This window comes from Rhodococcus sp. AD45-ID, from assembly GCF_003023755.1.
Taxonomy (GTDB): Bacteria; Actinomycetota; Actinomycetes; order Mycobacteriales; family Mycobacteriaceae; genus Rhodococcus_F; species Rhodococcus_F globerula.
This window is the reverse complement of record NZ_PYHL01000001.1, coordinates 83,284-104,058: the sequence shown is the minus strand read 5'-3', so window position 1 is coordinate 104,058 and position 20,775 is coordinate 83,284. Positions and strand designations below refer to the sequence as shown.

The following is a 20,775-nucleotide window of genomic DNA, read 5'->3' as shown; positions in this document are numbered from 1 at the left end:
CCAGTTCGAGGTATAAAGATCACTTGCCTCAACGATTTGCCGGACCGTCGTCGACCCGAAGGAATACACGTTGCCTGACTTGAACAAGTATCCGGATCCCGCAGAGTCCGGGGACGCTTCGAGCTCTCAATCCGCGGTTCCCCCGCAGTTCGGTTCGCCCTTCGATTACGAGGCAACCGCTGATGCTTCCTTGAGCGAAACCTCGGCGCCCACGGAGAAGACTCCGTCAACCGAAACAACGGGCACCGGTCCCGGCTGGGACACATATGCGGGAATGGGCAACGGCCCGGGGTGGGGGAGCCATCCGATTTACCCGCCGCCGGCGGGGTCGGAGCCCACAACAGCGTTCTCGGCTGCTTCAGATCCGACGGCTGCGTATCCGATTTCGGAGCCCGCGCCGCCGAACTACACGCCGCCGAGCTACACGCCGCCGAGCTACGAACAGCAGCCTTATCAGCAACAGAGCTATCCGCCTCCGGCGGATGGTCCGGTGTACGGCGTCCCAGCCGACCAGAGCGCAAATCCGTATGCAGCGCCACCGGTTCAGGGTTACACCGCTCCGCCGCAGAACCCCGGTTACGGGCAGCAGCAGCCTTATGCGCAGCCCTATGGTTTTGTCGATCCGTCGGCGCCGTTCGGTCGTGATCCGATCACCGGGCAGCCGTTCTCCGACAAGTCGAAGGTGACCGCCGGCCTGCTCGGCATTCTGCTCGGCGGATTCGGCGCCGGCCGGTTCTATCTCAATCAGCCCGGTACTGCGATCGCACAGATTGCGGTGACTTGGTTGACGTGTGGAATCGGTGGTATCTGGCCGTTGATCGACGGCATCATGATGCTGACCGGCAGTGTGAAGGACAAGTACGGGCGACCACTCCGCAGTTGATCCCCTCGCTCGTTTCACCGTGGCACCTCGATACAGGGGTGCCACGGTTTTTTCTATCGCAACCTGCACATACCGGTTGTAAACTGACCTTTGCCGGTTGCGGGTTCGTGTGGCGGCCCCGCATGGTGGAGGGCACGCATGCTGTTTTCTCAGATGCCTGGTCCACAGGGGCTGTACAACCCCGATCAGGAAGCAGATTCGTGTGGTGTCGCCGTTGTCGCTGACATCTACGGCAGACGCTCTCATTCGATCGTGCAAGACGGCTTGTCCGCACTGCGCAAGCTGTCCCATCGCGGTGCCATCGGAGCTGATTCCACCACCGGTGACGGAGCGGGAATTCTCCTTCAGCTACCCGTCGAACTTCTGAGGGCTGTCACCGACTTCGTGTTACCGGATGTAAACGAGCGTGGTGAGAGTAGGTTTGCGGCCGGTATCTGCTTCCTTCCCCGGGCCGCGCGGCCCCGGCGACGTGCGTTCGTGCGCATCGAGCGGTGCGCGCGTTCAGTGGGATTGTCGGTACTCGGCTGGCGAGATGTTCCCGTCGATTCGGCAGTCCTGGGTATATCGGCAACGGAATGTGCGCCGTTCATCAGTCAGTGCTTTGTCGCGGACACACGTGGGGGCTCGGCCGGTATCGCTTTGGACCGCCGTGTCCTCGAGCTGCGTAAGCAGGCCGAACGGATCACCCCACATGTTGTGGACGAGGGTTCCGGCGTCTACTTTCCATCGTTGTCCGCGCGAACGATGGTGTACAAGGCGATGGTGACGCCGTGTCAGTTGCCGCTGTTCTACCCGGACCTGCAGGACGAGCGGATGCGTAGCGCACTGGCCGTCGTGCACAGCAGGTTCTCGACCAACACCTTTCCGTCGTGGACGTTGGCGCAACCGTTCAGATTTGTTGCACACAATGGCGAGTTCAATACCATTGTCGGAAACAGAAATTGGATGCGCGCGCGCGAGCCGCAGCTTCGGAGCGAGCTCTTCGGCGGCAATCTCGACGGGCTGATGCCGATCTGCACGTCCGGGGTGTCGGATTCTGCGTCGTTCGACGAGGTGCTCGAGCTGTTGTCCCTCGGCGGGCGCAGTGTGCCCCACGTTGTGGCGATGATGATTCCCGCTGCCTGGGAACAGGATTCGGCCATGTCGGCCGAGCTACGTGCGTTCTATCAATTTCATGCGTGCCTGATGGAGGCATGGGACGGACCTGCCTCGGTTACGTTCAGTGACGGAACCGTGGTGGGAGCCGTCCTCGACCGCAACGGGCTTCGGCCCGGGCGCTGGTGGCGCACCCGGGCGGGTCGAGTCGTATTGTCCAGCGAGAGTGGTGTGTTCGATGTGCCGTCGGCCGACGTGATAGCAAAGGGTCGACTCGAACCCGGTCGAATGTTCCTGTTGGACACGTCGCAACAGCGTATTGTTCCGGACGACGAGGTCAAGGCCGAGTTGGCAGGTGCTGCGCCCTATCGGCGTTGGCTCGACGCGAACCTCACTCTGGTTGGCAACACACCTGATCCGCCCAAATCACGTGGGGACCCATCGGTGCTGATGCAGCATCAGCAGGTCTTCGGGTACACCGAGGAAGAGTTGAGTGTAGTTCTGACGCCGATGGCCGCCACCGGTCACGAGCCGGTGGGATCGATGGGAACCGATACGCCGCTGGCAGTGCTCTCCGCGCGTCCCAGGCTGCTGTACGACTACTTCGTTCAACTGTTCGCACAGGTCACCAATCCACCGTCGGATGCGATTCGAGAGGAAGTTGTCACCACGTTGTCGGTGGTTCTGGGCTCTGAACAGAATCTCCTCGACCCGAACGAATCATCGTGTAGGCGAACCCTGGTGCACAGGCCCGTGGTGTCCGGAGCGGAACTGGCGGAGATCGTCCGCATATCCGGCGCTGGTGTGACGACACTGCACGGTGTGTTCGACATTGCCGCCGGCACAGAAGGTCTGGAAGCGGCGCTCGGCGAGCTACGTGACGAAGCCAGTGCGGCAGTAGACGCCGGGCGCCACATCCTGGTCATCTCCGATCGAACGTGGGACCGTGACCACGCGCCGATTCCGTCGTTGCTCGCAGTTGGCGCGGTCCATCACCATCTCGTTCGGAAGCGTCGGCGCAGTAAGGTCTCGTTGATCGTCGAGACCGGCGACGCTCGGGAGATTCACCATTGCGCATTGCTGCTCGGATACGGCGCTGCTGCTGTCCAACCGTATCTGGCCCTCGAGTCGGTTGCGGAATGTGGCCTGGACGGAGTGGATTCAGGTACTGCGGCGACGCGCTATCTGGACGCGGCCAATCAGGGTGTGCTCAAGGTGATGTCGAAGATGGGAATCTCGACCGTCCAATCCTATACCGGTGCACAGGTATTCGAGGCCTTCGGCCTGAGTGCGCGGCTTGTGGACGAGTACTTCTGCGGCACCACGAGCAAGCTCGGCGGCATAGGTATCGCGGAGCTTGCCGAGGATGTGGTGGTGCGCCACGCGGCCGCGCATGCACATCGACGTCAGCTCGACTTCGGCGGCGAATACCATTATCGCCGAGACGGTGAAATACACGTGTTCACACCGGAATCGGTGTTCTTCCTCCAGCACGCCACACGGTCGGGCCGCGCCGACGTGTTCCGGCGGTACAGCGACGAGGTCGATCGCAGCGGCGCGCAGGGCGGAACATTGCGAGGGCTTCTTGGCTTCCGAACCGGAGATCGGCCTGCACTCAGCATCGACGAGGTGGAACCTGCCGAGGCGATTCTGCGCCGATTCAACACCGGCGCCATGAGTTACGGCTCGTTGTCCGCGGAAGCCCACGAGACGATGGCGATAGCGATGAATTCGATGGGTGGACGATCCAATTCGGGGGAGGGCGGTGAGGATCCGGATCGCCTGTACGACTGTGCGCGTCGTAGCGCCGTGAAACAAGTTGCCAGCGGTAGGTTCGGCGTGACCAGCGATTATCTGGTCAGTGCAAGCGATATTCAGATCAAGATGGCGCAGGGAGCCAAGCCGGGCGAAGGTGGACAACTACCTGGCAGCAAGGTGTATCCGTGGATCGCCCGGACGCGGTATTCGACGCCGGGTGTCGGTCTCATCTCGCCGCCGCAGCATCACGACATCTACTCGATCGAGGATCTCGCACAACTGATCTACGATCTGCGCCAAGCCAACAACAAGGCCCGAATTCACGTCAAACTTGTCAGCGCTGTCGGCGTCGGAACCGTTGCAGCAGGCGTGGTCAAAGCGCATGCCGACGTGGTGCTGATCTCCGGCCACGACGGTGGTACCGGTGCGGCCGCGTTGACCTCGATCGAGCACGCCGGGACGCCGTGGGAGCTCGGGCTCGCGGAAACTCAGCAGACGTTGGTGCTCAATGGGTTACGGGAGAGAGTTGTCCTGCAATGCGACGGTGGTATGCGCACGGCCCGTGATGTTGTCGTGGCTGCGTTACTCGGCGCGCAGGAATACGGATTCTCGACAGTGCCGTTGATCGCCGCCGGTTGCGTCATGATGCGAGTGTGCCATCTCGACACCTGCCCGGTCGGGGTGGCGACGCAGAATCCGGAGCTACGGGCACGGTTCACCGGACGCCCCGAGTACGTCACAAGTTTCTTCCGGTTCATCGCCGACGGTGTGCGGGAGATTCTGGCCGACATCGGTTTTCACAGCCTCGACGAGGCAGTGGGGCGTGCTGACATGTTGGTGCCCTGCACCGAAAGTGGAAATCGGAAGAGTCGCCGCCTGGACTTGGCGCCGCTCCTGTCGGTTCCGGTCGTGACACGGCGCGGCGTCGCAGCTGCGACGCGGCCCGGCGTCGGTGATCTCAACAGGATGCTTGTCGAGCGCGCTGCCGACACACTCCACCATGCGACACTCGTTCGGATCGACTGCCACGTCCACACCGGGGACAGGGCAGTGGGTACAGCCCTCGGCGCCGAGGTGACCCGGAGATACGGGGCACCTGGGTTGCCGGACAACACCATTGTCGTGCGGCTGCACGGAACGGCCGGTCAGTCACTCGGTGCGTTCCTGCCGAGGGGGATCACTCTCGACTTGACCGGTGACGCCAATGATTATGTGGGTAAGGGGCTTTCGGGAGGGCGGATAGCTCTCCGTCCCGACGCTGATGTCGGCTTTCGCCCCGAAGAGCAGGTGATCGCCGGCAACACGCTCCTGTACGGGGCCACTGCAGGGGAACTGTTTGCGCGCGGCCGGGTGGGGGAGCGCTGTGCTGTGCGCAATTCCGGCGCCGACGCAATTGTCGAAGGGGCCGGTGATCACGCGTGTGAGTACATGACCGGCGGACGGGTAGTGATCCTCGGTGCAACCGGTCGAAATCTCGCAGCGGGGATGTCCGGCGGTATCGCGTTTGTTCTCGACGTGGATCCGAACAACGTGAACCTGACGTCGGTGACGTTGCAGGAACCGACGCCCGATGATCTCCAGTGGTTGAAGATGATGATTGCCGCCCATGTCGAATGGACGAGGTCCTGCGTCGGGGCGCGTCTGCTTGCACACTGGTCGTGCGAGTCTGGGCGATTCACCAAGGTGATGCCGGTGGATTACGAGCGAGTAATCGAGGAACAAAAACTGGCAGGTGCAGCGGAGGCCGGCGACATTCTGACGGAGACGGCCAGTGCCTGATCCGCGAGGTTTTCTCGGCATCACGCGCGCTTCGACGCCGATGCGCCCGGTGCCGGAGCGAACAGCTGACTGGAGTGAGGTCTATGCCGAGCTTCCCACCGATCAGCGCAAGCACGAGGTGTCCGAGCAAGCATCGCGCTGCATGGATTGCGGAATCCCGTACTGCCATTCGGGTCTGTCGGGGTGCCCACTGGGGAATCTGATCCCGGACTGGAACGACCTCGTGCGGCGCGACGACTGGTCCCTTGCTGCGGACCGATTGCACGAGACCAACAACTTTCCGGAGTTCACCGGACGGCTGTGTCCGGCGCCGTGTGAAACTGCCTGCGTACTTGCTCTTTCCAATCACTTGACCAGCGGAAGCGTGGCGATCAAACGCATCGAAGCGGCGATTGCCGACACCGCGTGGGAAGAGGGTTTGGTGCACCCGCAGATCCCGTCCGTACGTTCCGATGCCCGGGTGGCGATCGTCGGATCAGGGCCTGCGGGTCTCGCTGCAGCGCAACAACTGACGCGTGTAGGTCACCGAGTCACGGTGTTCGAGCGGCATGACCGCGTCGGCGGGCTGCTGCGTTACGGCATCCCTGATTTCAAGATCTCGAAGCATCACATCGACCGCAGGCTTGAACAGATGCGCGCCGAGGGGACCGAGTTCGTGACGGATTGTGATGTGGGGACCGACCTCGCGGCGGGCGAGCTCCTCTCCAACTACGACGCCGTTGTTCTGGCAATCGGGGCCGGGAGAGCGCGCGACGTCGACGTTCCCGGTCGTGATCTGACAGGAATACATCCGGCAATGGAGTACCTCGTGCCGGCCAACCGCGAATGTGCTGGTGACGGGCCGAGCAGGATCAGTGCAGCGGGCAAGAATGTCGTCATCATCGGCGGTGGTGATACCGGTGCCGACTGCCTCGGAACCGTTCACCGTCAGGGAGCTGCGTCGACTGTCGAATTGGATTACCACGAGCAGCCCCCACTCGAACGCGACGACGGCGCAGACCCGTGGCCACTCTGGCCGTTGTTACTGCGGAGCGCCCCCGCCGACGCCGAGGGGGGAGTGCGTGAGTTCGAGGTAGCCGCTCAGGAATTCACCGGTGAAAGTCACGTCCGGGCAGTGCGCGTCGCGCCCGTTCGTGTGTCACGGGACGAGAGTGGCCGACGGATTGCCGAACCGGTGGGGGCTGTATTCGACGTGCCGTGTGACCTTGTGTTCTTGGCCGTCGGGTTTACAGGCGTCGAGCGCACCGGCTTGCTGTGCGGCTTCGGCCTCGAGCCGAATTCACGAGGGGTGATCGCCTGCGGGCGCGACTGGCAGACTTCGTGCCCCGGCGTCTTCGTGTGCGGTGACGCACACCGGGGCGCATCGTTGGTGGTGTGGGCCATTGCTGAAGGACGCTCGGTTGCGCGGGCGGTCGATCGGTATCTGACTGGGGCATCGCAGCTTCCAGCTCCCGTACATCCCGGTGCGTTGCCACTCGTAATCAGGAATCGAAACTGAATCGAGTAAGAACAAAAGATGCACGTCGGACGCGCCGGATAGAAGTGCGCACTGCGAGCGACTAGGCTCGAGCCGTGAACCGACGGACAAAAATTGTATGCACCCTGGGACCGGCAACAGCTACCGGTGACCGAATCCGTGAGCTCGTGGAGAGCGGCATGGACGTGGCCCGGCTCAACTTCAGCCATGGCGACCACGCCGATCACGAAGAGAACTACATCCGCGTCCGCGCAGCGTCAGACGCTACAGGCAAGGCCGTCGGCGTCCTCGCCGACCTGCAAGGCCCAAAAATCCGGCTCGGTCGATTCAAGGACGAGCGGACCGTCTGGGAAAGCGGTGAAGAGGTTCGTATCACCGTCGACGACGTCGAGGGCACTCACGACCGCGTCGGAACCACGTACAAGGAACTCGCACGCGACGCCAAGCCGGGCGATCGCCTGCTCGTCGACGATGGCAAGGTCGGTCTTGTCGTCACGGCGGTCGAAGGGAACGACGTAGTCTGCACGGTCACCGAGGGTGGACCGGTCAGCAACAACAAGGGCCTTTCGCTTCCCGGTATGAATGTCTCCGTTCCGGCACTGTCGGGCAAAGATATTGCCGATCTGGAATTCGCCCTGAAGTTGGGTGTCGACTTCATCGCTCTGTCGTTCGTTCGTTCGCCTGCGGACGTCGAACTGGTTCACGCCATCATGGACCGAGTCGGTCGCCGCGTTCCCGTTATCGCGAAGCTCGAAAAGCCGGAAGCTATCGACAATCTCGAAGCCATCGTGTTGGCATTCGACGCCGTCATGGTTGCCCGTGGCGACCTCGGCGTGGAGTTGCCTCTCGAGCAGGTTCCGCTCGTGCAGAAGCGTGCCATCCAGATCGCCCGCGAAAACGCCAAGCCCGTCATCGTGGCAACGCAGATGCTCGAGTCGATGATCGAGAACTCGCGCCCCACCCGCGCTGAGGCTTCCGACGTTGCCAACGCTGTCCTCGACGGCGCGGACGCGGTCATGCTTTCCGGCGAGACATCGGTTGGCAAGTACGTCATGGAGACCGTCCGCACGATGGCACGCATCGTCGAGGCTGTCGAAACCGAATCGACACGCGTTCCTCCGCTGACTCACGTGCCGCGCACCAAGCGAGGCGTGATCTCCTACGCTGCGCGCGATATCGGAGAGCGCCTCGACGCCAAGGCCCTGGTTGCCTTCACCCAGTCCGGCGACACCGTGCGTAGGTTGGCGCGTCTGCACACGCCGTTGCCGCTTCTGGCCTTCACCCCATTGCCCGAGGTGCGGAGTCAGCTGTCACTCACCTGGGGAACCGAAACGTTCCTCGTCGACTCGGTGTCCACCACTGACGAAATGGTGCGTCAGGTGGACAGTGCACTGCTGTCGCTCGGGCGCTACGCGAAGGGCGATCTTGTTGTCATCGTCGCCGGTTCGCCTCCGGGAACCGTGGGCTCCACCAACCTGATCCACGTTCACCGCATCGGCGAAGAACTCCACTAGCGTGAGCGACGCGGACGCGTCGACAGACCTCGGCACACTTCTCGGTCTGCTCGATCTCGAAACCATCGGAGACGACGCGTTCCGCGGGCATCACCCGGCGCAGGTAAGTTCGCGGACGTTCGGCGGTCAATTGGTGTCTCAGGCGCTGATGGCCGCCGGCCGTACCGTCGACGGTGATCGACCGATCCACGCGATCAACGGCCACTTCATTCGCGGCGGAGATGTCAAGGCGCCCATCGAATATCGCGTCGAGCGGCATCGCGACGGGCGCGCGTTCGCAAACCGTCAGGTCACCGCGTATCAAGGCGACAACGAGCTGTTCGTGATGCTGGCAGCGTTCCAGGATTCCGGCACAGGGCTAGAGCATGCCGTCGAAATCCCGGACGTTCCGCTACCGGAGTCTTTGCCGCCCTTGGGTGATCGACTGTCCGGCTACGAGGCGACGCTTCCGCATTTTGTGGGCGCACTCAAGCCGATCGACATGCGGTACGCCAACGATCCGGCGTGGATTTTGAAAGGCGCGGGGGAGAAGCTCACCCATAATCGCGTGTGGATGCGACCGGACGGCATGCTACCGGACGACTCACTGATTCACGCCGCCGTATTGGCGTACTCGTCGGACACCACCGTGCTGGATTCCATCCTGACCACCCATGGATTGTCGTGGGGGCACGATCGGATTGTTGCAGCGACGGTAAATCATTCGATCTGGTTTCACCGGCCGTTCCGCTTCGACGACTGGGTTCTGTACGCGACGGAGTCGCCGGTTGCCGCGGGTTCACGAGGATTGGCGACCGGGCGATACTTCTCGATCGAGGGCATGCTGATGGCAACGGTGGTGCAGGAAGGCGTCATCAGGCACTTCCCGCGCAAGGGGGAATAGGACCCAGCCCCCGTAAGGGGGAACAGTCAGGCTGATTTGCGGTACTGCGATGCGAGTTCGTCGGCGCGATCCCAGGGCGACCAGTCGACTTCACGGCCGTCGAGTTGTGCCGCAACCACTTCCAGGCCGGCATGCCAGCCCGCTGCATGCGCGTACGCGGAGTCCTCGTCCTCCATCGTGTGTGTGAGGGTCAACCAGCACCCTCCGGTGCCGTCGGGGTGCAATTCCCAGTGCAATGTGTCTGCGTCCCACAGGTACTCGAAGATGTGGTGCGGATGGACGCTGATGACAGTTCCGTGTGAGCTGTGATCAGCGGGCAAGCCGTATCGCTTGACCTGTTGCGGCGTCACTTTGAACAGTAGGTCTGCGCCGGGAGTCAGTGTGAAATCGACGTCGGCGGGAAACCACGTGTCGAGAAATTCGCGTTGAGTGATGACCTTCCATACTTTGTCCGGCGATTGTGGAACGGCGAGCCGGAAGTTCAGAGACACCCGACCGTCGTACGTCAGGTTGATTGTGCCGTTGTCCATCGGTGCCTCCAACGTTGGTGCCCGTGCGGTTGCCACTATCGTGCCATTTTTGAGGCGCGGACGGAATAACTGCAGGTCAGATCGTTGTAATGTGTGCATGTCGATGTTCACGTGGCGTGCGGTTCTTCTCGGTCGGTGAGGACGCCATAGGGGTAGAGGCAATTCTTTGGTTATCATTCATTCTTTGTTTCCAGTGGTTCGTCATGCCTCCTGTACTGGCGATTCTCTGCTTAACCGTCCGGCATCGGCCGAAAGCGCTAGGCATGGTGAACACTTGGTAATGTAATGGTAAGTTCGCGTCATGGTCGTAACGAAGGTGTCCCGGGCGGAGTGTGTGGACGACGCGGATCGCGCTGGTGTCGAAACTGTGCGCTTCTACGACAACCCCGAGGCGATTCGCGGGGACTGGGAGCGTTTGGCTGCCCGTGTCGGGACTCGAATGTCGTCGCGGTTCCTGTACGCAGTCGGCGCTCACGACACCGACGGCAAAGGCTCATTCCTCTCGGTCGCGGTGTACCGGGGAGCAGAGATGGTAGCGCTGGCACCCTTTGCGGTTCGTCGCATGCTCACTGTCGAGGTGGTTCGCCTTCTCGGGCATGGGCGCGGTGTGGTCGGCGAGATCCTTGCCGCAGACGCCGATGCCGCTCGGGTCCTCTGGCGAGCGGTCGCTGCCCGGGGACTGGTGCTGCACGCCGATCTTGTTGTTGGTTCGGACATTGCGGTCAGTACACTGTTGGACGATCCGCGATGGAACTGTGCTGTGCGAGTACGGGATACCAATCTCTCTGTGGATTTGCCGGAAGGTACTGTCCCCGTGGATATTCGGAGCGCGCGTTCGTTGAAGCGGCTACGTTCCTATCGGGCGGCACTCACTCGATCCGGGTCTTCACTGGAATTCGAGCAGTTGACGACTCCGGCCGATGTAGACCGGCGATGGTCCGACATGTGCACGGTTGCTGCAATCGGAACGTCAGGGCGCGACCGCGTGAACTTCCTGGCACCCCCGAACGAGGCGTTTGTGTACCGATTCCTCCGGAGAGAAGCAGAACTCGGACGCCTCGTCATCGTCGGGTTGGTCATCGACGGGGTGTGGTGTGCCCACGATGTTTCCGTTCGGACCGGTAGTCGGCTCGAAGGATGGGTCACGCATTACCGACCTGAATGTGCCCGGACTCAACCCGGACATCAAATGATGGAATGGCTTGTCGCGCACAGCAACGAACTTGCCGTCGACGAACTCGACATGGGAATCGGTCCCACTGACCTGAAATTGGTGTGGGCGAACAACCGCACACCGGTCGTGACCATCACCGGTGTGCGGTCGGGCAGAATCGGTTCGCGGGCAATCGTTCGCGCAATCGAGACCTGGGAATCGGGATCGTGGGTCGGCCGCTCGAGAAATCTGCGGGACAAGGCTCGGTCTGCTTGGCGCCGCGTGCGCTAATCCGGACGCCGTCGGCGTTAGCCGTTCGATCAGGCAGGCGGTAACCACGTCCTCGTTGCCGTGACCAACGCGGAAACTCCGATGGTCAGTGTCGGTTCGATCACGGGCGCGTAGTGCGGAGAGTGGTTCGACGGCACGGTCCGGAGGGCAGGGTCGCTCATGTCGCCAGTCGTGAACAGCGACGGGTCGGTACCGCCGAGCAGCCAGTACGACAGTTGTGCGCCCGAACTTGTCGCGAGGATGCCGACATCCTCGCTACCGGCGCCTGCCCCCGGATCGAGAATATTGTCCTCGCCCAACCATGTGGCAAACGCGTCGAGGGTTTTGCCCAGAGCAGCCGGATCATTCACGACGATGGGGAAGCGTTCGATCTCGGTGATCGTGGGATCTTCCGGCGCGCCGGCCGTTGCGGCTTCGCCTCGGACGATGCGGTCAACGCTGTTCAGAATGCGCTCCCGGACGGCTGAGTCGTAGCTGCGGATGTTCAACTGCAGTTCGGCTTCGCCGGGTATGACATTGGCTGCGTCGCCGGCGTGGATCGACCCGACCGTGAGCACTGCGATCGCCGTGCTCGGTACCTCGCGGGAGACGATTGTCTGCAGGCGCAGAACGGTTTCCGCTGCCATCACCACGGGGTCGACGGAGTTCTCCGGCATGGATCCGTGAGCGCCTTTGCCGACGAGTCGCACGCGCAGCGAGTCGGAACCTGCATACGAGGGGCCTGCGTGGCCGGCGATCTTTCCGGCAGGCAACGGAGCTACGTGTTGCCCGAGAACAACGTCGGGCTTGGGGACCTTGTCGAACAATCCGTCGTCGACCATGGCTTGGGAGCCGGCGCCGAGTTCTTCGGCGGGTTGGAAGACGAGTAGTAGGGTGCCAGACCAACTGGCCGTGTCCGTGGAGAGGATCTGGGCGGCCCCCAACAGGCATGTCGTGTGGAGGTCGTGGCCGCAGGCATGAGCCACCGGAACGGTTTTCCCGTTCTGATCGGTCGCGGTGACGGTGCTGGCGTAATCCAGTCCGGTGTCTTCCTTGACCGGAAGTGCGTCCATGTCGGCACGCAGGAGTGCCGTTGGTCCTGGGCCGTTCTTCAGGACACCGACTACTCCTGTTTTTCCGATGCCCGTGGTGACGTCGAAACCGAGTGAGGTCAGGCGCGTGGCAACTATTTCGGCGGTGCGATGCTCTTGGAAGCCGAGTTCCGGGTGACTGTGGAGGTCCTTGTACAGGTCGGCCAGCGTCGGATCTACGGTGATGTTCTCGTGCGCAGCGTGTGGCATGAGAGTCCTCTCGATCGAGAAAAGCAGACTAATCGGACGATTTTCACGCTAACAGTGTTCAGGCACTCGGGCGCCGAACGTTACCCGAATGAGTTGATGGACTTCAGCACCGCAAAGTGGGGAGTGCCGGCTACTCAGGCCGGCGCGTAGAAGACATCGACAACAATTTGACCGGGCGATCCCATTCCGGTTGCCTGGAACTCGGGGCGCCCTGCGGCAGTGCCGACAAAAGACTGAACGATCTCACCGCTCACCAGTGCGGTCTCGACGCTCGAAATGGTGCCGCCAGACGTTTCGATCGGTGGAAATTGTTGTAGCGCAGTAGCTCCCATGATATCGATCTGAAGGATCGATGAGCCGTTCACGTCGACCACGTGATTGTCGCCGCCGCGAATCGCTTCGCTGACATACTCGACTTTCCATGTCACAGTGCCGGTTCCACTGAGGTGATACGTCACCCGCGAACGGTCGTCAAGGTGCTCGATGGCAACGGCGGTGACCTCGGCGATGGGCAGCGGTGCGTTTGTTTCAGTTCCAGGAACGACGAGACCGGGTGGCATATTTGGTGGAGGGCTGCCGATTCTCATTGTTCCAGTCTGCGCAACTGAACCTTCGACGGTTGAATATGTCGGCCGCGAATGGGAGTCGGAACCTGGTTGCGGAGATTCGGATTGGCTTTGGCAACCAGTAAGTGTCGCGGCGGACAAGAGTGCTCCGCAGCACGCAACCAGGTATCGGTGCCGCATGGGGGAAACTTATCGGCTCCGTGGATGACGCGTACGCGGATTGCGAATTTCGGTGGCGTTGGTGCCCGAGACGTTGGTGCCGGATGTTGGTAATGGATGTCCGTCAGGTGAGACCGACCCGGGGTACGAATCTGCCGACAGTGCGGCTGTAGGTGCGGTAGGTGTCGCCGTGGCGGTCGCGGAGGTAGGGCTCTTCGACGACCCGCACTTGCAGTTCTATGGTGGCGAGCAGCAGCGCGAAGCCGATAAGCGCGAGTGGGTTCGGTGTGAGGAGCATGATGCCGGCACCGAAGACGAGCATGGCGGTGAAGATGGGATTGCGGACGATTCCGAAAACCCCGGTGTGGACTAGATCGGTTGTCTCGGTCGGATCGACGCCGATGCGCCAGGATTCACCCATCTGGTTCTGTGCGTAGAGCGTGCCGACGATTCCGGCCAGCGCGAGCGCGATCCCCATCGTCTGGACAGCCGGAGTGGTGAGTACGCCGATCGGGTGCAGCACTGCGGCGAGTTGCAGTGCGGGTGCAACGACGCCAAGGGCTATCGCGACGACGAATCCGGTGCCGGCGATCCATTCCAGCGAGCCGAGTCGTCCGGTGACGCCGCGGAATCCGGTCGAGCCGGTCCGTTGGTACTGCAGCGCGCTGCGCCAGCCGAAACCGAGGACCCCGAACAGGGCGTAGAACACGAGCGCGGTCACAGCCATCTCAGATCTTTCCTCATCTGTGGTGTGTGGTCAGTCGCAGCAGTCGCGGCCCGCTGCTGACTTCATGGTTGTTGTCGGCGTGGGGCAGCAGGTATCGCCTTTCCAGGCGTTGAGGCCTTCTTTGACTGCGAGAACGGCGATCACGAGGCCGGCGACAGGGTCGGCCCACGACCAGCCGAACAGGCTGTTGAGAAGTAGCCCCACAAGCAGGACCGCAGACAGGTAGGTGCAGAGCAGGGTCTGCTTGGAGTCGGCGACCGCGGAGAGTGACCCGAGCTCACGGCCGGCGCGGCGCTGCGCGTAGGACAGCACCGGCATGATCGCGAGACTGGCTGCAGCCAAACCGATCCCGATCGGGGAGTGCTGCGCTTCGCCGAATCCTGTCAGGGCCCGGACGGCGTCGGCGGTGACGTAGGTAGCGAGAGCGAAGAAGGAGAACGCGATGATCCGTAGCGCGACCTTCTCCCGCGCTTCGGGGTTGCGGCCGGCGAACTGCCAGGCAACCGCGGCGGCAGAGGACACCTCGATCACCGAGTCCAGTCCGAACCCGATGAGCGCGGTCGACGACACACGCGTTCCCTCGGTGAGAGCTATTGCCGCCTCGATCACGTTGTAGGTGATCGTCGCCGCGACAAACCACTGAATCCGCCGCGACAGCAAAGCCTTTCGGTGGGGCGGCAGTATCGCTGAGGTCCGGGACGGCATGCCTAGCGGGGTCTCCATCAGCAGCAGTCTTCGGTCTCGGAGGCTGGACAGCAGTCCGGGTCGACGGCCAGGACCAAGCCCACGAGGTCGTCGAGCGCTCTGCCGATGCGAGGGTCGGCGAGCTCATAGCGGCTGCGTCTGCCCTCCGGGATGGCGACGACCAGGCCGCATCCGCGCAAACAAGCCAAGTGGTTGGACAGAATCTGGCGTGACACCCCGATCTTTTCCGCCATCTCGGACGGGTAACCCGGAGTAGTGCGCAGGCTCAACAAGATCTGGGTGCGCGTCGAATCCGATAGGGCGTAACCGAACCTCGACAGGGCATCGGCGTGGATTGCGGTCTTCACCCTTCCAATAGTACAGATGTTTCTGTATTCAGAAAAGGCTGTATCTGTATGGTTTCAGTAATCGAGGGTAGAGGTGTGCTTGCGGATTTCGTCTTGCCATGGCGAGTGGGCGGCCGAGGTTGGCTGACACCTGGCGAGTTCCGTATGAGCTACGTCATAGCGCGGCAACGTTGGCGATCAAGTCAGGTGCGAAAGTCACAGTTATTCAAGGGATTGCTGGGCATAAGAGCGCAATGCTGAGATTTGACCGATGCGGACGACTGTTTCCCGATGAACTTGATGCATCGGCTACTCGACATGATGAAGATCGGATCAAGGCTTTAGCGGACTGAATCGAATTTCTCGATGTACTGCGAACTGACGCCCTAGCCCGCTGGGAGATAAGACTGGGATATAAGACTGAAATTCGCGCTAGCCCGCACCTTTCGGTGCCCTCGGTGAGACTCGAACTCACACTGGACGGGTTTTGAATCCGTTTCCTCTGCCAATTGGGATACGAGGGCTTGTTGCGATGACTACATTAGAAGATGCGATTCGAATGTCAAACACCGGTACCCTCTAAATGTTCGCGCCTCGTGTCGGGGCGGTTCGATCGAGGAGGGTGGTGGCCATGAATTCGCTAGAGCTGCAAGGCAATCAGAGCAAATCACGTCGAGTTGTTGTTGCCGAGGACGAAGCGTTGATCCGGATGGATCTGGTCGAGATGCTCCGCGAAGAGGGCTACGACGTTGTCGGCGAGGCCGGCGACGGTCAGGTTGCGGTCGAACTTGCGGAGGAACTCAAGCCCGATCTTGTGATCATGGACGTGAAAATGCCCAGGCGCGACGGTATTGATGCCGCTTCGGAGATTGCGGCGAAGCGAATTGCTCCTGTGGTCATTCTCACAGCATTCAGTCAGCGTGAATTGGTGGAGCGAGCGCGGGACGCGGGCGCCATGGCATATCTGGTCAAACCTTTCTCGATTTCCGATCTTGTGCCGGCCGTTGAATTGGCCGTCAGCAGGTTTCGTGAGGTTACTGCGCTGGAACGGGAAGTCGCGGATCTGTCCGACCGCTTGGAGGCGCGCAAGCTGATCGAGCGGGCGAAGAGTGTGTTGATGGTGCGCCAGGCACTCACCGAACCAGAGGCGTTCAAATGGATCCAGCGCGCTGCCATGGACCGCCGCTCCACGATGAAGGCCGTCGCCCTGGTCGTGATCGAGACCTTGGGCGGTGAACCTGACGCCTGAGCCCGGTGCGCTCGGTGGTGCCGATTAAACCGCGCATTCGGCACGGTTGTGTAAATTGTCGAGGCCATCAGGTAACAGTCAGGTCACAGGGCTTTCTTGTCGGATCGCGATACGGTTTCGAGGTCTAGCGTCTTTTCCCACAGCGAGCGTCGTTTCGGTTGACGCGAGCACCGGCTGATCTAAGGAGCGTGGGATGGCTAGACGAACACTTGTGCGCACTGCCGCAGTTCTCGGCGTTGCAGCATTGGCATTGGCAGGCTGTAGCTCGGACGACTCCGACAGTTCGTCATCGGGCACCACCACGTCCGGCTCAGCAGCGGCAACAACCGTCTCGACGGATTGCACGCCGCAACAGGCCACGGCAGGCACTACACCGTCCACCGACCCTCTGCGCATCGGAACCTTGTTGCCGGACACGGGAAGTCTGTCCTTCCTGGGCCCGCCGATGGTTGCCGGTACGCAACTCGGCGTCAACGACGTCAACGCAGCGGGAGGTGTACTCGGACAGCCAGTCCAGTTGATCCCCGGCGATTCCGGCGATACGACCACGGACACGGCCAACACCACGGTTGACCGCGAATTGGCGGCAGGCACCCAGGTGATTGTCGGTGCGGCGTCGTCGTCCGTGTCATTGAAGGTGATCGACAAGATCGCAAGTGCGGGCGTCGTCATGTTCTCCCCGGCCAATACCTCCGACCAGTTTGTCTGCTACCCCGACAAGGGGATGTACTTCCGCACCGCTCCCACGGACGTACTGCAGGCTCAAGCAGTCGCACAGCTCATTTCAGACGACGGTGGACAGCGCGTAGCCATCCTGGCTATGAACGACCCCTACGGCACGGGTCTCGCCGACAACATCCAGAAGAATCTGATCGACTCCGGCGTTCCGTCGGATCAGGTCGAGAAGATCATCTACGACCCCAACGCGCAGTCGTTCAACTCCGAGGTCGATCAGATCAAGAACTTCAATCCGGACGCCGTGGCGTTGGTGGGCTTCGAGGAATCAGCGAAGATCATCACCCGCATGCACGAGGTGGGCATCGGACCGTCCGACGGAATGGCGCTGTACGGCGTCGACGGCAACATGGGTAACGCACTCGGTGAAGCCGTTGCGACGCCGCTGCTCGACACCATGCAGGGCACTACGCCACTGACGGATGTGGGAGCCGCGTTCCAGGATCGGCTGAAGGCTGTCAACAGCGCTTTGATCGACTTCAACTACGCGGGTGAGTCTTACGACGCCGTGGTGATCTCGGCCCTCGCGGCGGAGCAGGCAAAGTCGACGGCAGGCGTCGATATCGCCGCCAACATCAACAGCGTCACCGAGGGCGGCACCAAGTGCACGTCGTACGCGGAGTGCCTACCGCTCGTGAAGGCGGGAACCGACATCGACTACGACGGCATCACCGGTGAACTCGACTTCAACGACTCGGGCGAGCCGTCCATCGGTTCGTACGGCAAGTTGGTGTTCGGACCTACGAACACACTGACAACCGAAGGGTTTGTCGTCGTCGGTAAATAGCAGATCAACACACGAGGGTGGGCCAGGGTCTCGAAGACCCTGGCCCACCTTTTCTGTCGTGGTTACTTCTCCTTGCTGCCGGCCAGCGTTCCGAGGTACAACTCGATCACCTTGGGGTCGTTCATGAGGTTGGCTCCCGTATCGGTGTACGCATTCTTGCCCTGATCCAGCACGTACCCCCGATCGCAGATCTGCAGGCACCGGCGCGCATTCTGCTCGACCATGATCACCGAAACACCGGCTGCATTGATCTTCTTGCAGCGGATGAACACTTCGTCCTGGAACATCGGTGACAAGCCGGCAGACGGTTCGTCGAGGAGCAACACCGACGGATCCATCATCAGGGCCCGGCCCATCGCGACCATCTGACGTTCTCCGCCGGAGAGCGCGCCTGCCTTGACCTTTCGGCGTTCGCTCAGAAGTGGGAACAGGTCACTGACAAAAGCGAACCGCTCCGCGAAGGACTTGGGACGCAGATAGATTCCCATTTCGAGGTTCTCTTCGATAGTCAAGGACTGGAAGACGTTCTGAGTCTGGGGAACGTATCCGACTCCCTTCTGGACGAGTACGTGTGCGGGAGCGGACGTGATGTTGTCCTCCCGGAGAGTTACCGAGCCTTCGCGGACGGGGATGAGCCCGAACAGCGATTTGAGCAGCGTCGACTTGCCGGCGCCGTTCGGCCCGATGATGCCGACGATTTCGCCTTCCTTCAGGAAGAAGTTGCATTCACGCAGGATGTTGACGCCGGGAATGTAACCGGCCACCACGCTGTCCGCGCGAAGCAGCGCACCCGCCGACAGGCGTGCGTGTTCCTCGGGAGTTGCGGCAAATTCAGCGGGGGTGAGTGACCGTGCTTCGTTCTCGCTCATGGCTTCTCGTGCCTTCCGCGCGATTCCTCCGGACTGGATTCGAGCACCTCGACAACCTCGACCGGTAGGTTCCCCAGATCCGGCTCCGACAGATCACCGCCGGCTTCGAGCGTCTCGACTTCGGCCTCGGCCAGAGCGGCCGCGAGAACGGCGGTGTCGCCCACAGGGTTGCCCTCGTCGTCGAATTCGAGGGCCTGATCGTGATGACTTCCCAGATAGGCGTCGACGACTGCTGTGTTGGACGACAATTCGTCCGGCGTCGACTCGGCGATGACGCTGCCCTGAGCCATGACGACCACCCAATCGCTGATGTCACGAATCACGTCCATGTCGTGTTCGACGAAGACGACCGTCATACCGTCGTCGCGTAGCGATTTGATGTGCCCGAGCAGGCTCTGTGTCAGTGCGGGATTGACGCCTGCCATGGGCTCGTCGAGCATCACGACGGATGGTTCCGTCATCAGTGCCCGTGCCATTTCGAGGAGTTTGCGTTGCCCGCCCGACAGTGAACCGGCAAGGTCGTCGGCTTTGGTGTCGAGCTTGAATCGTCCGAGAAGTTCGCGGGCGCGCTCGGTGATCTCGCGTTCCTGTGCCTTCCAGGTCCAGGGCAGCAGCGACGTGAAGATTCGTTCGCCGCGTTGCCCGGTGGCTCCGAGCCGAACATTGTCGAGCACCGTCAGTTTCGACAGCGCCTTGGTCAGCTGGAACGTGCGGACCACGCCTTTACGCGCCACCTGATGGGGATACATGCGTCCCAAGGACTGACCGTCCATCGACCATGTTCCGGTGTCCGGTCGATCGAAGCCGGTGAGAAGGTTGAACAGCGTGGTTTTCCCGGCGCCGTTAGGACCGATCAGCCCGGTGATACATCCGCGTTGGATTTCGAGATGGTCGACGTCGACGGCCTTGAGGCCACCGAACGTCCGCGACACCTTGTCGGCCACCAACACCGGGTCGGGTTTGGCCGATCCCGGAACGTGGGGGACGTCGGCAAAGATCTGTGCTCGTGTCTCGGCGTCAAGCATTGAGTTGCACCTCCCGCTTGTTACCCAGTATTCCCTGCGGCCGGAACACCATCAGGAGAGCGATCATCAAACCCAGTAGTACGTAGCGCGTCGCGCCGACCTGCTGTTCCGTCAAAGACAGGAGCGGGTTCTCGCCCGAGATCGCCTGACGGAGCAATGCGTCGGGGATGGCGAGGAGGAACCAGAACAGCATCGCTCCCACGACCGGGCCGAATACCGTTGCGGCACCGCCCAGAATCAACGCTCCGAACGCGAAGAAGGTCTGAGCCGTCGAGTAGAAATCGGGGTTGATGGATTTGGTCTGTAGAGCGTTGAAGACTCCGGCCATACCGCCGATCACGCCACCGATGACCAACGCCTGCATCTTGTACACGAAGACGTTCTTTCCCAGCGACCGTGCCGCGTCCTCGTCCTCGCGGACTGCTTTGAGGACACGACCCCATGGACTGTGGCTGAGCAGGTAGACGATCCCGCAGAGGATCAGCACGAGGGTCCATCCCACGACCATCGACCACAGGTCGTCGCCGTAGAACTTCACGCCGAGGAACGAGTACTGCTTTGCGGAGTCGAACGGGCTCAGTGAGGTGAAGGGTTCGGCAAAGCTGAAGAGTCCGTTGGTTGATCCGGTGACGGAGTCCGATGCCGTTGACCGGAAGATCAGTCGCAGGATTTCCGCAGCGGCAATGGTGACGATGGCGAGATAGTCCGCGCGAAGGCGAAGAGTCGGTATGCCGAGGACCAACGCGAGAAGGCCGGCGGCGGTCAGTCCGACGATGATTCCCAGCCATAGCGGTTGGTCGTACGTCACCGTCATGATGCCGACGCCGTAACCGCCGAGCAGGGCAAAGCCGATCTGGCCGAAGTTCAGCAGTCCGGCATACCCGAAGTGCAGGTTGAGGCCGATGGCCAACAATGCGTAGAAGATCGCCGACGGCCCGATGAACTGGGCGAAGGAGACCTGGAGTGCTCCCATGATGTCCATAT

General features: G+C 61.7%; 17 protein-coding genes and 1 tRNA gene. 8 read left to right on the top strand and 10 right to left on the bottom strand.

The features are described 5' to 3' along the window. Window positions 1-70: 70 nt before the first annotated feature. The 5 genes from C7T36_RS00470 to C7T36_RS00450 all read left to right on the top strand — a co-directional run bounded on the left by C7T36_RS00470 (window position 71) and on the right by C7T36_RS00450 (window position 9,389). Window positions 71-883 carry an NINE protein gene (locus C7T36_RS00470; RefSeq protein WP_375128010.1) on the top strand — a complete coding sequence of 271 codons (813 nt, stop codon included), beginning with the start codon at window positions 71-73 and terminating at the stop codon, window positions 881-883. A gap of 138 nt (window positions 884-1,021) precedes the next feature. Next, complete coding sequence (gene gltB / locus C7T36_RS00465) at window positions 1,022-5,515, top strand: glutamate synthase large subunit (RefSeq protein ID WP_045070064.1); 4,494 nt, start codon at window positions 1,022-1,024, stop codon at window positions 5,513-5,515. Continuing rightward, a complete protein-coding gene (locus C7T36_RS00460; RefSeq protein WP_045070062.1) occupies window positions 5,508-7,013 on the top strand; it encodes a glutamate synthase subunit beta in 1,506 nt (501 codons plus the stop codon). Before gltB ends, C7T36_RS00460 begins: the two co-directional genes overlap by 8 nt. A gap of 74 nt (window positions 7,014-7,087) precedes the next feature. Beyond that, window positions 7,088-8,506, top strand: a complete 1,419-nt coding sequence (gene pyk, locus C7T36_RS00455; RefSeq protein WP_033230849.1) for a pyruvate kinase — start codon at window positions 7,088-7,090, stop codon at window positions 8,504-8,506. A gap of 1 nt (window position 8,507) precedes the next feature. Continuing rightward, window positions 8,508-9,389 carry an acyl-CoA thioesterase II gene (locus C7T36_RS00450; protein ID WP_045070061.1) on the top strand — a complete coding sequence of 294 codons (882 nt, stop codon included), beginning with the start codon at window positions 8,508-8,510 and terminating at the stop codon, window positions 9,387-9,389. Between the two features lie 26 nt (window positions 9,390-9,415). Here C7T36_RS00450 and C7T36_RS00445 read toward each other — a convergent pair whose 3' ends face one another. Then, the gene (locus C7T36_RS00445) at window positions 9,416-9,919 is read right to left on the bottom strand and encodes an SRPBCC domain-containing protein (protein WP_033231403.1); all 504 of its coding nucleotides are present in this window, start codon (window positions 9,917-9,919) and stop codon (window positions 9,416-9,418) included. Window positions 9,920-10,220: 301 nt separating this feature from the next. Between C7T36_RS00445 and C7T36_RS00440 the strand changes: the two genes are divergently transcribed. Then, window positions 10,221-11,363, top strand: coding sequence for a GNAT family N-acetyltransferase (locus tag C7T36_RS00440; RefSeq protein WP_084703003.1), 1,143 nt, complete (start codon window positions 10,221-10,223; stop codon window positions 11,361-11,363). A gap of 29 nt (window positions 11,364-11,392) precedes the next feature. Here C7T36_RS00440 and C7T36_RS00435 read toward each other — a convergent pair whose 3' ends face one another. The 6 genes from C7T36_RS00435 to C7T36_RS00410 form a co-directional block, all read right to left on the bottom strand. After that, window positions 11,393-12,643: an amidohydrolase gene (locus tag C7T36_RS00435; protein ID WP_045070059.1), complete on the bottom strand. Its 1,251-nt coding sequence runs from the start codon at window positions 12,641-12,643 to the stop codon at window positions 11,393-11,395. Window positions 12,644-12,777: 134 nt separating this feature from the next. Next, on the bottom strand, window positions 12,778-13,230 hold the full coding sequence (locus C7T36_RS00430; RefSeq protein ID WP_141484378.1) for a hypothetical protein: 453 nt from the start codon (window positions 13,228-13,230) through the stop codon (window positions 12,778-12,780). 262 nt (window positions 13,231-13,492) lie between these two features. Further along, window positions 13,493-14,095 carry an isoprenylcysteine carboxylmethyltransferase family protein gene (locus C7T36_RS00425; protein WP_045070057.1) on the bottom strand — a complete coding sequence of 201 codons (603 nt, stop codon included), beginning with the start codon at window positions 14,093-14,095 and terminating at the stop codon, window positions 13,493-13,495. A gap of 30 nt (window positions 14,096-14,125) precedes the next feature. Further along, complete coding sequence (locus C7T36_RS00420) at window positions 14,126-14,818, bottom strand: cation transporter (protein ID WP_045070056.1); 693 nt, start codon at window positions 14,816-14,818, stop codon at window positions 14,126-14,128. Further along, window positions 14,818-15,147: a helix-turn-helix transcriptional regulator gene (locus C7T36_RS00415; RefSeq protein WP_045070053.1), complete on the bottom strand. Its 330-nt coding sequence runs from the start codon at window positions 15,145-15,147 to the stop codon at window positions 14,818-14,820. The genes C7T36_RS00420 and C7T36_RS00415 overlap by 1 nt, the downstream gene beginning before the upstream one ends. Window positions 15,148-15,576: 429 nt before the next feature. Beyond that, a tRNA-Leu gene (locus tag C7T36_RS00410) sits at window positions 15,577-15,650 on the bottom strand. Between the two features lie 107 nt (window positions 15,651-15,757). Between C7T36_RS00410 and C7T36_RS00405 the strand changes: the two genes are divergently transcribed. Next, window positions 15,758-16,375, top strand: coding sequence for an ANTAR domain-containing response regulator (locus C7T36_RS00405; RefSeq protein WP_033230841.1), 618 nt, complete (start codon window positions 15,758-15,760; stop codon window positions 16,373-16,375). Window positions 16,376-16,568: 193 nt separating this feature from the next. After that, window positions 16,569-17,897 (top strand): ABC transporter substrate-binding protein, encoded by a 1,329-nt coding sequence (locus tag C7T36_RS00400; RefSeq protein ID WP_033230840.1) that lies wholly within the window; start codon window positions 16,569-16,571, stop codon window positions 17,895-17,897. Between the two features lie 62 nt (window positions 17,898-17,959). Here C7T36_RS00400 and C7T36_RS00395 read toward each other — a convergent pair whose 3' ends face one another. From C7T36_RS00395 to C7T36_RS00385, 3 genes are read right to left on the bottom strand one after another with little or no spacing between them, the layout of a single operon-like run. Beyond that, complete coding sequence (locus C7T36_RS00395) at window positions 17,960-18,766, bottom strand: ABC transporter ATP-binding protein (RefSeq protein WP_033230839.1); 807 nt, start codon at window positions 18,764-18,766, stop codon at window positions 17,960-17,962. Further along, the gene (locus C7T36_RS00390; RefSeq protein WP_033230838.1) at window positions 18,763-19,791 is read right to left on the bottom strand and encodes an ABC transporter ATP-binding protein; all 1,029 of its coding nucleotides are present in this window, start codon (window positions 19,789-19,791) and stop codon (window positions 18,763-18,765) included. The genes C7T36_RS00395 and C7T36_RS00390 overlap by 4 nt, the downstream gene beginning before the upstream one ends. Next, window positions 19,784-20,773 (bottom strand): branched-chain amino acid ABC transporter permease, encoded by a 990-nt coding sequence (locus C7T36_RS00385; RefSeq protein ID WP_033230837.1) that lies wholly within the window; start codon window positions 20,771-20,773, stop codon window positions 19,784-19,786. Before C7T36_RS00385 ends, C7T36_RS00390 begins: the two co-directional genes overlap by 8 nt. Window positions 20,774-20,775 lie beyond the last annotated feature (2 nt).